Origin of the sequence: Mucilaginibacter ginsenosidivorax (assembly GCF_007971525.1) — a bacterium.
In the GTDB taxonomy this organism is placed as follows: domain Bacteria; phylum Bacteroidota; class Bacteroidia; order Sphingobacteriales; family Sphingobacteriaceae; genus Mucilaginibacter; species Mucilaginibacter ginsenosidivorax.
This window is the reverse complement of the sequence record NZ_CP042437.1, coordinates 407,452-422,726: the sequence shown is the minus strand read 5'-3', so window position 1 is coordinate 422,726 and position 15,275 is coordinate 407,452. Positions and strand designations below refer to the sequence as shown.

Annotated in this window: 12 protein-coding genes; 6 read left to right on the top strand and 6 right to left on the bottom strand. The window is 40.0% G+C overall.

Translation table 11 applies throughout. The annotated features are described in order from the left end of the window. Positions 1 to 3 precede the first annotated feature (3 nt). Positions 4 to 777: an MBL fold metallo-hydrolase gene (locus FSB76_RS01960; protein ID WP_147051928.1), complete on the bottom strand. Its 774-nt coding sequence runs from the start codon at positions 775 to 777 to the stop codon at positions 4 to 6. A 312-nt stretch (positions 778 to 1,089) separates the two neighbouring features. Between FSB76_RS01960 and FSB76_RS01955 the strand changes: the two genes are divergently transcribed. The 4 genes from FSB76_RS01955 to FSB76_RS01940 all read left to right on the top strand — a co-directional run bounded on the left by FSB76_RS01955 (position 1,090) and on the right by FSB76_RS01940 (position 5,284). Beyond that, positions 1,090 to 3,297 carry a tetratricopeptide repeat-containing sensor histidine kinase gene (locus tag FSB76_RS01955; protein WP_158642817.1) on the top strand — a complete coding sequence of 736 codons (2,208 nt, stop codon included), beginning with the start codon at positions 1,090 to 1,092 and terminating at the stop codon, positions 3,295 to 3,297. Positions 3,298 to 3,567: 270 nt separating this feature from the next. Continuing rightward, the gene (locus FSB76_RS01950) at positions 3,568 to 4,110 is read left to right on the top strand and encodes a carboxymuconolactone decarboxylase family protein (RefSeq protein WP_147051926.1); all 543 of its coding nucleotides are present in this window, start codon (positions 3,568 to 3,570) and stop codon (positions 4,108 to 4,110) included. Then, on the top strand, positions 4,107 to 4,544 hold the full coding sequence (locus FSB76_RS01945) for a lipocalin-like domain-containing protein (RefSeq protein ID WP_147051925.1): 438 nt from the start codon (positions 4,107 to 4,109) through the stop codon (positions 4,542 to 4,544). Before FSB76_RS01950 ends, FSB76_RS01945 begins: the two co-directional genes overlap by 4 nt. A 20-nt stretch (positions 4,545 to 4,564) precedes the next feature. Continuing rightward, positions 4,565 to 5,284 carry a hypothetical protein gene (locus FSB76_RS01940; protein WP_147051924.1) on the top strand — a complete coding sequence of 240 codons (720 nt, stop codon included), beginning with the start codon at positions 4,565 to 4,567 and terminating at the stop codon, positions 5,282 to 5,284. 332 nt (positions 5,285 to 5,616) lie between these two features. Here the strand turns inward: FSB76_RS01940 and FSB76_RS33035 are convergent, their stop codons facing one another. The 5 genes from FSB76_RS33035 to FSB76_RS32015 form a co-directional block, all read right to left on the bottom strand. Next, complete coding sequence (locus tag FSB76_RS33035; protein WP_147051923.1) at positions 5,617 to 7,578, bottom strand: sigma 54-interacting response regulator; 1,962 nt, start codon at positions 7,576 to 7,578, stop codon at positions 5,617 to 5,619. Positions 7,579 to 7,625: 47 nt separating this feature from the next. Next, on the bottom strand, positions 7,626 to 9,686 hold the full coding sequence (locus FSB76_RS01930; RefSeq protein ID WP_158642816.1) for a tetratricopeptide repeat-containing sensor histidine kinase: 2,061 nt from the start codon (positions 9,684 to 9,686) through the stop codon (positions 7,626 to 7,628). Positions 9,687 to 9,900: 214 nt separating this feature from the next. After that, positions 9,901 to 11,532: a sigma-54 interaction domain-containing protein gene (locus FSB76_RS01925; protein WP_225976386.1), complete on the bottom strand. Its 1,632-nt coding sequence runs from the start codon at positions 11,530 to 11,532 to the stop codon at positions 9,901 to 9,903. A 288-nt stretch (positions 11,533 to 11,820) separates the two neighbouring features. Further along, positions 11,821 to 12,030: a hypothetical protein gene (locus FSB76_RS01920; protein WP_147051921.1), complete on the bottom strand. Its 210-nt coding sequence runs from the start codon at positions 12,028 to 12,030 to the stop codon at positions 11,821 to 11,823. 544 nt (positions 12,031 to 12,574) lie between these two features. Next, positions 12,575 to 12,724 (bottom strand): hypothetical protein, encoded by a 150-nt coding sequence (locus tag FSB76_RS32015; RefSeq protein WP_158642815.1) that lies wholly within the window; start codon positions 12,722 to 12,724, stop codon positions 12,575 to 12,577. A 284-nt stretch (positions 12,725 to 13,008) separates the two neighbouring features. Here FSB76_RS32015 and FSB76_RS01915 point away from each other — a divergent pair, with 284 nt between their 5' ends. Beyond that, positions 13,009 to 14,562 (top strand): PAS domain-containing sensor histidine kinase, encoded by a 1,554-nt coding sequence (locus FSB76_RS01915; RefSeq protein WP_225976385.1) that lies wholly within the window; start codon positions 13,009 to 13,011, stop codon positions 14,560 to 14,562. Then, positions 14,552 to 14,917 carry a response regulator gene (locus FSB76_RS01910; protein WP_147051920.1) on the top strand — a complete coding sequence of 122 codons (366 nt, stop codon included), beginning with the start codon at positions 14,552 to 14,554 and terminating at the stop codon, positions 14,915 to 14,917. Before FSB76_RS01915 ends, FSB76_RS01910 begins: the two co-directional genes overlap by 11 nt. Positions 14,918 to 15,275 lie beyond the last annotated feature (358 nt).

Sequence of the window (15,275 nt, the reverse complement as noted above, 5' to 3'; positions counted from 1 at the left end):
GATTTAAAGTAGCTCGGTTTTCTCGCCGGCCGGTAACATTCTTAATCTGTCAATCAATCCAAATGCACCAAAAGATTGGGCAAGTGTTTCGGCCGTTTCAGAATAATGCGACCAGCCTTCAAAATGTACCGGGATGATGGTTGAATCGGGAAATGTAAAAGCCGTATCAATGGCGTCATTGGCGTCCATCGTGAGACTAAATGGCGTCATGGGTTTAGCCGCACCGGCAAAAATGAACACGAACTTCGGTTTAAATCGCGCTGCAACTTCTTTTACTCCATCGTAAAACACGGTATCGCCCGTAAGGTATATTTGCGGCAACGTGTTACCGGCTACAGTAAGCACAAAGCCAATTACATCACCGGCTAGTTTTTCTACCCCGGTTGGCCCATGCCTGGCAGGGGTTGCTGTGATAGTTAGCTCATCGCCGTTGGGGGTATTGATAACCACGCTTTCCCAGGGGACCATGCCAATGGACGTGCCTTGTAATCGTTCGGCGGCTATTTTGGTTGTAAGGGTTTGAGAAACAATTTTTAATAGTTCCCTGCCGGCATGATCAAGGTTATCGCCATGCTGATCATGAGTTAAAAGTACAAGGTCGATCTTGCCGAAATCGGTTGATGCAGGATCAGAAAGTTTTTCGATGGATGCTGCCGCGCTGATAGGGAATAGCGTTCCTGACGGATCAAGGGTAGGGTCAGTCATTATCCTTAAACCGCTTATTTCTAAAATAACAGTCGGTCCGCCAAGGTAGGTTACGTTGATTGAATTGCTCATTTTGATTTCAAGTGTTTTACGCGATGATTTTCATGTTTGTAAAAAAATAACTCCCAAAAATGTACCAATTGTTAAGTGTCTGTTAATGAGTTGTTTGTTTTGTATCTGCCGCGAGGTTTAAACTTTATTTCGTTTTTTCATCAAAAAAGGCGGCAGTTGGTGCGGAAGCTGATATTTATCCATAATTTCATTAATCGTACATAACATTAATTTCAACAACAAATGGCAAACCATTGTGAATTCCCCCTAAAAAATAATTTGCAATGTTTAAAAAAATGGAGCCGTCTTTTATTCCTCTGTATTTTATCATCTTTGTTAGGGCAACAGGCCTTTGCGCAGGCGGAAGTATCGCCCGTTCCGCAAAGCTTGTTGGATCAATTAAAGAAAAGCAAGCCGGATACCAGCCGCATTCGGATACTTATAGAGATTGGCGACGATCACCTTCAGTTTAGCCAGGTACCCAAACCTCATCTTGACAGTGCTATGAAGTTTGCCGATAGGGCTATTGCCCTAAGTACCTTATTGCATCAAACCGAATCGGTTTATGAAGCATATATTCTAAAAGGTTATACCTACATCAGGATGAATGATTTTGTAAACGGGCAGGCGTACTTTATGAAAGCCATCAACCACTATCATCAAACGGGTGCTATAGCCAAGGAAGCCGAAACCCGGGCATCGTTAGGTGATTTAATAACGCCCGACAGTAAAACAAATGATGATATGAAGATTGGCTACTACCGGCAAGCCCAAAGTTTGTACAAAAAAGCCGGCAAGCAGTTGGAAGCCATTGAGGTATTGAAAAAGATAGCCGATGTTTATTTAAACCAAAGGAATTTGCCCGAAGCAGAAAAGTTATTGTTGCAAGTTGTATCCGAATACAAAGCCGCCAACTTTAAGAACCTGCATTACACTTACGATTTACTTGCCGGGGTTGCCCGCTTAAAGGCAAATCTTCGGGATCAGCTTTATTACCGTTTGTTGGTAATTAAAAGTATGGAGACAGCAAAAGATTCTGTTCATGCAATGGATTTTTATGGCTCGCTTGCCGGCACTTATGCCAGTTTAGGGATGTTAAAAAAGGCGGAGTTTTATTATCGAAAGGCTCTGCAATCAAACGGGTCTCAATTTTATTATTTTTATTATTTCAGGTTTACAACTGCCCTTACCGATAATTTGATTGCCCAAAAAAGGGTTGGAGATGCATTGGATGTTTTACAAAAAGCAATTAAAAAGCAGCCACCACTTAACCTTCAGGACAAAATATTTATTGATGAAGCTTTTGGACATTGTTATCAAAAACTTGGGCAAACAAAACTGGCCGAATATTATTATCGGCATTCGGTTACGCTCTCAGATTCCGCATATCTGCTAAAGTCTATAAACGGCGGATTGCATTTTTCAAATATCATGAACCTGGTAGATTTATTTATAGCTGAGGGGGATTTTAAGAATGCATCTCTTTATTTAAAAAAGACTGTCCCGTTGCCCAAAGAGCGTTTATCGCCTATTTCACTGGCCAATTATGAGCTATCATTATACCAAACAGATTCTGCTTCAAGGAATTTTGAAACTGCAATAGGTCACTTAAAAAAATATGGCAGGCTAAAAGATTCTGTTTACAATATTGAACAAACCAAAAAGGTAGATGAGCTAATCTATAAATCAGAAACCGAGCAAAAAGACAGGGAGCTTGTGCTTCAAAAAGGCCTGGTAAAGCAAACCGTATTGGTCAGAAACCTGGTAATTGGTGGCTTGTTTATGGTGTTACTATTGTTAGCGATACTCTATAACCGATACAGACTTAAGCAACGTAGTAACCAGTTACTGCAACAACAACGAAATGAGATTGATGACCAAAACCACTCCCTGCAAGAGCTGAACAACAAACAAAATAGCCTGCTTACCGAAAAAGAATGGCTGTTGCGCGAAATCCATCACCGGGTAAAAAACAACCTGCAAACCAGTATCAGTTTGCTTAACATGCAATCGGCCCATATCAATAATAACGAAGCGTTAAGCGCCATTAAAGATAGCCAGCGGAGGATGTTTTCGATGTCGTTAATTCATCAGCGGCTTTACCAATCAGAGCGTATGACGCTTATTGATATGCAGATCTATATCAATGAATTAGTTGTTTACCTGAAGGAAAGTTTCACAGGTCGCGAAAATATCGGGATGGATGTTTCAATAGATCCGATAGATCTTGACGTAGCACAGGCGCTTCCGCTGGGATTGATTATAAACGAGGCCGTAACGAACTCTTTTAAATACGCTTTTCCAGGTAATCGCAAGGGCTTACTTAAGATAATTCTTATCGAAAAATTCGATAAAATGATCTCATTAGTTATTCAGGATAATGGAATCGGGTTTCCTTTGGATGAATATAACGAGCACACCTCGCTGGGTATAAAATTAATGAGAGGCTTAGCCGATCAGGTTCATGGGGATTTTAATTTACAAAGTTTGCCGGGAACAATTATCAGCGTAAAATTTTCGCGAAATCTATTGGTTGGTTAACTAACACATCTCCTCTTTCACGGTTTCTGGTTGTGTTTAAAATAACACGTATATTATTGGTAAAAGCCGGGGAAAAATACGAAATAAAACAGGTTAATTTCTGTAATGATACTATAACTGTTTGATATGTAGTTTTTTGTATGATGGCATAAAAGTGGCAAAGCAATAGTTGTTATATGCAGATGAGACGTGACTAAACTTTAGTATGGCCCGATCTCAGCTGGTATACAATTTAAACTATAGCGTTCCACAACAAAAGCATATAAATAAATGAAAACTACATTTGAGATCAAAAAAAGAGAAGAGGTATCAGTGGCCGATCAAGCTGTTTATAATTCGGCAACTAACCAACTTGGTTTTGTACCCAACATGTATGGCGTTATCGCAAATTCAGAATTTGCATTAAGCCGTTATGTTAAGGCCGAGTTTGGTAAAAGCTCCTTAACCACCAAAGAGCAGGAAGTGATTAACATTGTTGTTAGCGGAGTTAATGCATGCAGATATTGCACCGCTTTTCACTACAACTACCTCCAAAAATTAGGGTTAGGGTCCGATCAACTTGCCGAGATCAGGAAAGGGAGCGCGTTATTTAACCCCAAACTGGATGCGCTGGTAAAATTCACCAAAAACATCGTCGAAAAACGTGGTCATATTGATGGCGAATTGGTGGATAATCTTATAGACGCAGGTTACTCAAAAGGAGCAGTTATCGATACCATTTTGCTCATCAACTTAAGAGGGGTAACTAACTATATGCATGCGGCCCTGGGCGAGTTTGAGATTGATTTTCCGCTGGCCCCCGATTTGATATGAGTGCGCTGGAAAATCTGGTTATTGGTGCCTGGACCCTGGTTTCTTTCGAACAGGAAAGCCAGGCGGGAGAAATCATATATCCATTAGGCGATGACGCAAAAGGTTCAATTTATTATTTGCCCAACGGTTATGTATCTGTCCATATTATGGATGTAAACCGTTCAGAAAATGTAGCTGAACTACTTTACAAGGATAAGCAGCTAAAATATAACGACTTGGGTTACCTGGCCTATTCAGGGCGATATCATATTGATGAAGAAAACCGGATAATGACCCATCATATCGAAATAAGCTTATACCCCGAATGGATAAGAGGGCAGCAGGTTAGGCTAATTAAACTGGACGGAGAACATCTTCAGCTTAGTTCAAACGGCCCGGTAGGGCCACAAAAAATTCAATTCAGGTTGCTTTGGAAGCGCGCGTTAAACGACTAATATAATATAACACAAATAAAATGAGCGAACTACTCAATTTGGCGGTTAAAGCCCATGGAGGCCTTGAGCGTTGGAACCAGCTAAAATCAATAAATGTTCAGGCTTCTATAACCGGCGGCATCTGGTATGTTAAAAGCAGGCCTGATGTTTTGAAAGATGTGGTTATTGATGCTGAAATCCACCATGAAAAAGTGGTTATGGTGTTTTCGGGCCAGGATAAAACGTCCACCTTTCAGCCGGAACTTATATCTGTGGCCAAAAATGGGGGCCTCGATGTTGAAAAATGGGAAAATCCAGAACTCACGTTTGAAGGACATTCCCTGCATACGTCCTGGGAAGATGTACATGTAGTGTACTTTAGCGGTGAAGCGCTGTGGACTTATCTCACCACTCCATTCCTGTACACGTATCCCGGCTTTATCACCGAAGAGATTGCCCCCTGGCAGGAAAATGGCGAAACCTGGCGCAGGCTAAAAATAATATTCCCTGATAATATAGCCAGCCATACGCGCGAACAGGTATCGTACTTTGGCCCTGATGGCCTCATTCGCCGGCACGATTATACAGTTGATATTCTTGGGGGCGCTACCGGGGCAAATTACGCCACCAATTACCGTGATGTAAATGGTATTATCATACCCACAACCAGGCGGATCTATGCCTACGAAGGAGAGGGTCATAAAGTTATTAGCGACCCTTTATTGGTAGCTATAGACATGGGCGAGATAACGCTTAGCTAACATATTGCCCCTAAATGTAAAGTTCGTGTAAGTATTTCAGAAGACCGGAATATTTGCATGGGCCTGATCATTGCTAGTGATATAGTTATTTTCGATAAATCAAGCTCCTTTTTTATATAACTTGCGGATTATCAACTCATTTTCTATAGCGCCTGTGCTGATGACGTAATACCGGCTCATTATCGGTAGTGTTTAGGCCGTGTTATATCTTTTGCTGTTTTTAACAGCGTATTTTACTTGCTGATAATTAGGCAACGAAAATGAAAACCCCATGGAATAAAAACAGTGTACAAAAATAATATCGCAATGTGACTACCCATGTTTAATACATGTTACAAATAGTTTTTGACGATCCCTAATTTCTTGATCTTAGCGACCAGCGTATTAGGAGGAATGTCTAACAATTCGGCTGCACCACCCGGGCCAGATACTTTGCCATTACATTTCTTAAGGACCTCCATGATGTAGTCTCTTTCCATTTCTTTTATCGTTTTAACGGAGCTATTTACCTGCACCGGCGACGTTCCGGTAGTTGAAATAATGGGCAGATCAATATACTTAATGGTATCTCCTTCATTGAGTACGATGCTCCTTTCTATCAGGTTTTCTAATTCACGAATGTTACCTGGCCACGGGTAGCCAATCAGATCGTCCATAGCCTGGGTTGATACTTTTTGAAGTTTTTTACCCATTTTGTCTGATAGATACAATAAAAAATAGGCAACCAATTGCGGTATATCTTCTTTTCGTTCCCGCAGCGGGGGAAGCCATATGGGGAAGCCGTTAAGGCGATAGTATAAATCAAGCCTGAATTTGCCTTCGGCAATAGCTTTCTCTAAATTTAAATTCGTGGCAGCAATGACCCTTACATCAGTTTTGATCACCTTATTACTGCCTAGCCTCACAATTTCGCGCTCCTGCAGTACACATAGTAATTTCACCTGCATATCAAGCGGTAATTCGCCTATTTCATCTAAAAAAATAGTGCCGCCTATGGCTTGCTCAAACTTACCTATTCTCAAATCAACAGCACCGGTAAATGCCCCTTTTTCATGCCCGAATAATTCAGATTCAATTAAAGTAGCCGGTATGGCCGCGCAGTTAACTTTTATCATAGGCTTGTTTGCCCTTGGGGATAGCTTATGAATTGCGCGGGCTATCTTTTCTTTTCCGGTGCCGCTTTCACCAAGTAAAAGTACCGATATATCAAAAGAGGCTACTGTGCTTAGCTTGTCCTTTATCGCTTTAAAATTAGGGCTATTGCCTATAAGGCCAAGTGTTTCATCAGTCCCTAATTTGGTCAAGCTTTTTTCTATGCTTTTAAGATCCCCGGTAGTAGTAACTTTTGCGATTGATTTTAGTTCGATAAAATCGGCAAGGTTAGGGATACAATCACAAATTTTGATCAGCAATAGATTTAGCCTGTTTAATAAAGCGCTCTGATCCGGGGTAAACGCATCTGTAGCCCTGCCATAAAACGAAAAAGTTAATATTTTCGAATCGCTAATGGGTATCGACTTAGCCAATATGGATTGCAGATTAAAAGCTAAAGCAATTTGCTTATCCATTTTATATGTTCTGCACATTTTACTAAAATCATGTGATTTTAGTAAAACGCTTTTAGAGTCCGGCGTTACATATTTATTCCAGGAGTTACTTTCTTCAGTTGATTTTCCGCTCCGTTCAACAAATTCGTTTTTGTCTATAAGTTCAAAATCCTGTTCGTTTTTCTTATAAAATCCTAAACCGTCAACTACCTGTTCTTCCTCACCTTTCCAGCATATCAAAAAGAAATCAAAAGGAATGTATTGTTGCAATGATGAAATGATTTTTAACAATTTTTCATTTTTGCTACCTACACCTGCAAGTACACGCATTACATCGTCTTGCAGCATTGTTTCACGAAGAAGTTTTGCTTCCAGGTCATGCTCATGCCGGTATTTTGCAACATCAAGCGTAACCAACACATCTTTTTCACGAAACGGTTTCACCAGGAAACCGTATGGCTTGGTGGCCTTTGCCAGTTCCAGAACACTTTGATTGGAGTTTGCCGAAACGTAAATGAAGGGAATCCGCATTTCAACAAGCTGGTTGGCCAGATCTATGCCGGTTAATTTACCAATTAAATAAATATCTAAAAATACCCAGGCCGGTTTTTTGAGACTGATGATCTCCAGCGCCTTAGACACAGAAGAGGCAATGCCGGCTATTTCATATCCGGCCCGCTCCAGGATCATTCGCAGATCGCTGGCTATGATAAATTCGTCTTCAACAATAAGTATTTTACCTTCCATATAATATAAATTAAATTTCAGCAATTTTATCCAAAGGGCTGTTTCTTTTATTTGATATTTTTGAACGTTATCGTTATCTGCATCCCATGCAAACCTTGAATTTCTAAACTGCCCTGTATTTGGTCTGTCAATCCTTTAATCAGGTTTAAACCTAAAGATCGCGTTGTTTCATGGTTTATAGATTTTGGTAAACCGATGCCGTTATCTGACACGGATAAAATGAAGTCATCATTAACACCAATTGTGAATTTTATAGTAATTGTACCACTTTTACTATCAGGGAAAGCATACATAATGCAATTTGTAACTGCTTCATTGATGATTAGCCCAATAGGTATTGCCATTGCAAGATCAAGTTGAATAGCCTCTGTAAGTAAATCGAATTTAATTTCACCAGATCGTTCGAAGCTTTCTCCCAGGTAATTTACAAGCTCCCGGATATACACCTTCATATTAATGGATGCCAGGTTTGCAGAGTGATATAACTCCTGATGAACAAGTACCATAGCGTGCATCCGGCGTTGACTACTGTTTATGGCATCTATGGCATCAATATTAGAAAGATAGGCTGTTTGCATGTTAAGCAAACTTATGGTGGTTTGCAGGTTGTTTTTTACACGATGGTGTATTTCACGAATAAGCCATTCCTTTTCATTAAGCAGTAACTGTTGTTTATTGTTAAGCTCATGCAATGAAATGTTTTGCAGGTTTATCTCAGTTTGCTGACGTTGAAGCTTAAGACTGTTTTTTTTGTTGCGGCGAAAGCCGTTGTACACCAAGCCGGTAATAACCAGCAATACCAAAACGCTGCACAGTACCAGGTTTCTCTCAAGATTTAATTTTTGCAAAGCAACGTGTTGTTTTTGGCCCTGGCTTTGCAAGATCATTATCGATTTTTCTTTTTGAGCAGTTTCATATCTTATTTGCAATTCAGAGATCTGGTTGCTTTTGGTATCGTTAAAAAGTGAATCGTTCAATAGATTATGCCGTTGGAGATTATTGATGGCGGAGAAGTAGTTGCCCGAGGCTGAATCAATTTTAAATTTTACAAGGTAGGCATGACTGAGGGCAATAGGGTTTACCATACTTTGGTTTAATCGAAAGAATTTGCCCATGAAAGCTTCTGCTTTTTTGTATTGCTTGAATTTTATTAAAAAATCGCAGATGTCGTTGTAGTCGGCCACGTAGTTCTGCACATCAAGATACATTTCTGCCTTAAAGATCTGATCATCGATGCTGAGTGTTTGGAGGTGACATTTTTCGGCCTGGTTAAACTGCCCCAGCGCGGTATAACACAAAGCTAAGGACTTGATTATCATTCGATTTTCTGGCAGTAAAGTAGGGGGTAAGCTTTTGGCTTTTAATTTCAAAAACTCTAATGCTTCGCCGCTTCTGTTTAAAGCAATTAGTGTGCGTGTATAGGCCATGTATAAGCGATAATCAACATTTACCGCGCTTTTTTTGTAGGCGAGCGCTTTTTGGTAAAAAGCACGGCTCTTATCAAATTGATTGAGTTCAAAATAAATTTGCCCAAGTTTGTAGTATGCCAGTTTTTGCCGGTAAATATCTGTAGGATCTTCTAAGGTTTTAACGGCCTCTATCCTGTAGTATAAAACCGTTCTTAAATCTCCGCGTAGCTTATTTAAATCTCCCAGCGAGCTGTATATATAAAAAAGATGCTTGTAGTGTAAGATCTTTGACTGGGATACAATTTGCAGATATTCAGTTTCTGCGAGGCTAAGTCTGTGTAGGTTAAGGTCTGCATCGGCAATAGCTCTTAATGTTTCCAGTTGGTTAAAAATATCGTTTAGTTTTTTTAACTGGGTGTATGCCGTTTGCAGGGCCTCGCGTCTAACCTTATAACTGGCGGTATCATTGCTTTGCAAAGCCAGCCCTAACCGCATCCACGTACGCGCCTCATCCTTTGGCCTGCCGGCCTGTATTTCCCTATTGATCACCATCATGAAATCTGCCCGACCACGTACCAAATCTCGTTGTTTGAGGTAAGCCTGCCCGCGTACCCTGAGGCTTTCATTATTCCATTTCTCTGAATGTAGTAACTCACTTAGTTTCATTGCCTTATTAAACTGTGTAAACGCGCTATCCATATTAGTTTTATAAGTCCCTGGCTTTACCAGGTAATGAAATCCTAATTCAATAAACAATTTAACCCGATTGGTATCTGGGTTGGTATTACTTATAAGAGCAAATAAGTCTTTCGGAGATCGGTCTGTTCGTGGTTGGGCAACAGCTCCTAAAGGACATATTGAAAGAAAGAAAACGATAAATCGAGCTTTAAAGAAATTTGTCATCTGATGTTTATCACTTCAATCGGTGCTCTTTTTTTATGTTCAATCTTCTTATTTTAGAATTGAGCGTTGTCGAGGGTATTTTTAAAACTTCTGCAGCTCCGCCTATTCCTGCCACCTTACCGTTACAATATTTTAAAACCGCAATAATATGCTCCCGCTCAACTTCGTCAATCGTTTTTATATGGCTCCCCACGTTGCCGCGGGCTGTGCCATCTTCAGATATACCAGGTAAGTTAATTTGATTAATAACAGCACCAGGGGTTAACACAATCGACCTTTCAATCAGGTGCTCCAATTCCCTAACGTTTCCGGGCCAGCTGTAGGCTGTTAATTGTTTTAAAACCTTACTCGAAAATGCAGGCAGTTTTTTTAAGCTTCGGGGAGCATATTTATGCAAAAAATAGTTTGCAAGGTTGGCTATGTCTTCTTTTCTTGTCCGCAATGGAGGCATAACTATCGGGAAAATATTAAGCCGGAAATAAAGATCGCTTCTAAAATTTCCCTTTTGCACTTCCAGCATCAAGTCGCGGTTGGTGGCTGCTATTATCCTTACATCGATCTTAATGACAGCTTGCCCACCAACCCTTTCAATTTCCTTTTCCTGCAACGCCCGTAAAAGTTTTGCCTGCAATTCAAGCGGCAATTCGCCAACTTCATCCAAAAAGAGTGTGCTTTTATTAGCGAGTTCAAATTTACCTATCCTGCGTTCTGTTGCTCCGGTAAAGCTTCCGCGCTCGTGCCCAAATAACTCGCTTTCTATCAGGTTTGGGGGCAGCGCGGCACAATTGATTTTAATCATGGTCTTTTCTTTTCTGATAGAAGCTTTATGCACCGCCCGTGCAATCAACTCTTTTCCAGTGCCGGTTTCACCCATGATGAGTACAGTGCTCTGTGTTTTTGCCACTTTTGAAACCAGTTGATATACTGCTCGCATCGATTCGGAAGAACCCACTATCTCCCCATAATTAGTCATACTTTGCATCTGCGCAGGCGGATGTAAGTTTTCATTTTCCAGGTTTTGTTTTAAGTTGAAAATTTCCTGTGTTTGGGTTTGTATTTTTTGTTTGGCAAGTATATTTGAAATAGCAGCCGCAACGGGTATGCAAAGAGCCTCCGCTAACTTAATGTTCATCAAGTGCGGCTCTATCCATATAATGCCCATTGGTTCGCCTCCATAGATTAAGTTTGAGGCAATAACTTTTTTTAACCCTGTCTGCTTCCATAATTGCACATAAGATGGGGCCTGCCCAGATCTGACCAATCGATCGGTATCAAATTGAAGTGGGCCGGCAGACCGCATTATACGATCAATAATGCCATCTTTTAAAGATTTTACCGATAAAAGCGTTTCAAGCTGTGGAAGATTGACGAAACCAGGTCCAAAATCGAAAAGATAAGTATTTAAAGAAGTCCTTTCCGGGTCAAAAATACTTACGTAGTACTTTTTTATTTGAGTTGTATGTATGAATATGCCCCGTATTGCAATGGATAACTTGGCCTTGTCTGCCACCATCGCCATTTTTCTGTTGATCGAAAGTAACTGCTCTGTATTTTTTTCATGAATTGGCAATTCGTCGGCGCCAGGTTGCAGAATCCCCGGATTCTTATTGGAACTAATAACAGCGGATTCCGAATTCATCATGGCATATTTAGCTTAAGTTTATTTGATAAGCTGAAATTGACATTCAATAGAATAGTAGTATTGGTAAATAAATAGTCAATCTCAAAAATACTCAGATGCTAAAATCAAGCCAGTATTTATGCAGTTCATTATCAGTAGTTTGTTCCTGTTTTTGTTAGTTGAGATTTACCATATTTGGTGAATTTACCATTGTTAATATCAAATATGGTAAACCCGATTTGATTACGATGTAATGTAAAATCGTAACCTTGCGCTTTTAGTATGTAAATGAATGATTAAATTCAACCGTTACCGGATAAATAAAGCCAAAAAGCCTAATGCAGCACGATACAGCCCTAATGGCGTTAACTGCAGGGATTTCAATTTAAAAGGAGCGGATGTTACAGAACTACTTTTTAGATGGACATCACTTTTTTTATTATTTGATGCCGCGACATACAGAATAGCTGTCATACAAGTGATCATGATGCTGTGGGTAAATACAAATACAGTTTCCATGGCTTTTTGAGTTTAACGATTTTCATTATTTCTTCGTAAAAACCAATGCGAAATAGATGCCATTTTTTAAGTTGTTGATTGTTAGGTATTAACAAAAAAAATACTATTTGTTTTATTACCGTATTTCGCTATTTAGCGATTTGATATTTGAAAAAGTGTTGTTATAAAAACTTAACCTTGAAAGCCATGCGTGAAAGGTATGGAAGTCTTGAAGAGGTAATAAAGAGAGCGACATCTGTGGCGACTGATTATCTCATGGTTGTTAAATAGCTATAAATCAAAGGTATAGCGGGTTAGATTCTATTCTCTTTCTCCCCGCTGGGGCGCGACTTTATAAATTTCCGGAGGGTTGCCCAATATCGAGTAACCCTCTTTCTTAAAAACAGTCTGTTAAATTCAAGTTCTGGATTGATACACGGTGTTCTAAACATACCCTCTTTATAGGTTATAGCTTGTTTGAACACCTGCCGTATGATAGTGTACTGTTGGTTTAATAAAGAATCTTAGGTTTGTAACTTACCAGAACGCATTAACTCCCGATCAATTAAAGCGGGCTAAATACTTTGCTTAATTCGTCGTGGGTATTTTTGATCCTGTTGCCCGATAAATCACTTATTGCCTGTTTTTTATTAGGTTTCGGCGTATGGCCGGACGGGTTAACGGTACCTTTACTTGCTGAATCAGCTGCTGGCATCACCTGAATTCCATTAGGACGGCCGAAAACCTAATTAAGTTATACAGCAGTGTTTGATTTTTAAGACAATCAAAAAATCTATTTAATACTATTCCCCCTGGGTTATAGAGTGCTGTTAATACCATTTTATTTTCATTCGGTTAAAGATTATACTGATTACAGGAAAATTTTAACCATCAGCTAATCAATGAGATTTTGCAGGATTGAACATCTAAGGAAAAGCCAATTTTAAATCAACTGGCAAAGATTTTGTAATAGTCACGCAAAATTAGAAAGGACATGAATTGGACAGCTTAAATAATGGGGAGTTTTCATTTTCCAACAACACCATAAAACAGGATCTTTCCCTGCTGATCCAGGCGTTAGATTCATCAATATCCGGGATAATTTTGACGGATAATCAACAGCCCGACAATCCGATAATTTATTGCAACAGGGCATTTGAGCACATTACCGGTTACAATCGCCAGGAAATCATAGGTCATAACTGCCGTTTTTTGCAAAAGGAGGACCGTAACCAAAAAGAACGGCAGATTCTGCGCAAGGCTGTGGAAGAAGGCAATGAATGTGTAGTAGAAATCCGCAATTATCAAAAGAACGGCACACTTTTCTGGAACGAGCTTTACATGTCACCTATAAAAGATGAGGACGGGAATGTTTGTTATTTTATCGGTGTGCAAAATGATATTACCCGCCGTAAAAAAGCAGAACAGGAACTACTCCATCAGCAGGAAATCATGGAATCCCAGATCAGGGAACGTACCAAAAGCCTCAGGGAAAGTGAAGACTACCTATCAAGCATTGTGCAAACCGTTAGAGAAAGCTTGGTCGTTCTGAATCCTGATTTTAAAGTTCTGAGTGTAAATGATCATTTTTTAAAGACCTTCAAAGTAACGAAAGAAGAAACCGAAGGCAAATTGTTGTATGAGTTAGGCAATGGCCAATGGAATATTCCAAAGTTAAAGGAGTTGCTTGAAAATATTTTACCCACTAACAATCCCGTGGAAGAATTCGAGGTGGAACATGATTTTCCGCATATAGGGAAAAAGCTCATGTTGCTCAATGCGCACCGCGTGGAGTTGGAGGGGCAGTACAAGGACAGGATACTGATCGCTATCGAAGATATTACCGACCGGCGCGAGATTGAGCGACGCAAAGATGATTTTTTATCTATTGCAAGTCACGAACTCAAAACACCGCTGACAACAATTAAAGGTTATGTACAGATGATGCAGCGGCTGCTCCCGGAGAATGTAAGCGAAAAATTCAAAGATATCCTGAAAAAAACCGGTTTATATGTGGAACGATTAAATACCCTCATCGCCGAATTGCTGGACGTATCCAGGATTCAGACCGGGAATATTGAATTACATACTGAACCATTTGATTTCGATAAAGCCGTATACGAAGCTGTAGAAAATATTCAGTCCGCAACCAAAACACATCAGATCATTATTAGGGGCAAAGGGTCAAACAATTATTCAGGTGATGAGTCCCATATCGTACAGGTGGTTAATAACCTGTTGTCTAACGCGATCAAGTATTCACCGGAGTCCGGCGAAGTGGATGTCTATCTTTCCAGGGTCAGTAATTTTATAAAAGTATCTGTAAAAGATTCAGGCATGGGTATTAAGGTCGAAGACCATAAAAAAATATTTGATCGTTTTTACCGGGTAGGTGAAATTCAACAACGTTTTCCGGGCATGGGTATCGGACTTTATGTTTGTGATCAGATCATCAAAAATCATGGCGGAACACTTTGGGTAGAAAGTGAGCCCGGACAAGGCTCAACCTTCAGTTTTACTTTACCTTTAGAAAGGAACCCTAATGACAAATAAAACTATATTGATCTGCGATGATGATGAAGGGATTTTAGATATGCTTGAACTGGTTTTAGAAGAAACCGGATACCGCATTATCCCGGTAAATAATAGCCTTCATATTTATGAAGAGATCGAAAAGCAACATCCCGACTTGATTTTACTTGACCTTTGGATGCCTGTATTGTCAGGTGACCAGGTATTACGTACTTTGAGAAAAAATCCGGATACCAAAGGCCTGCCTGTCATCGTGATATCTGCCAGCCGCGAAGGTGAAAAAATTGCCAATGAGGCGGGTGCGAACGGCTTTTTGGCAAAGCCATTTGATGTGGATATATTAGTTAACAGGGTTCAGGAAATGATAGCTGCATAATTTAATGAAGGGCTGCCGTTTGTAAAACACATTGTTAAATTCAGGTGAAACATGCGCCGCGGGTATTCTCCCGGAGATTGTGATCTATATTTTCACGCGGCATTGAACTCCGTGTGTATAAAAGTACCGCATTGAATTAGCAATTTTTATATAAGAACCTCTTACAATATAATATACTATGAACAAAATGATGCGCCGTAAAATTACCGCTGATGAACGCAAATTGAATTACGATATTATAGTATCCCAAGTTCCTGGCTGAAACCCTTGTATCCGCCTCTGTGACGCCCTCATGTATGACTAAAAGAACAATATTTGTTTGCTTCCTGTGGCCTGCCAACCGCTGGCAAATCCGGGC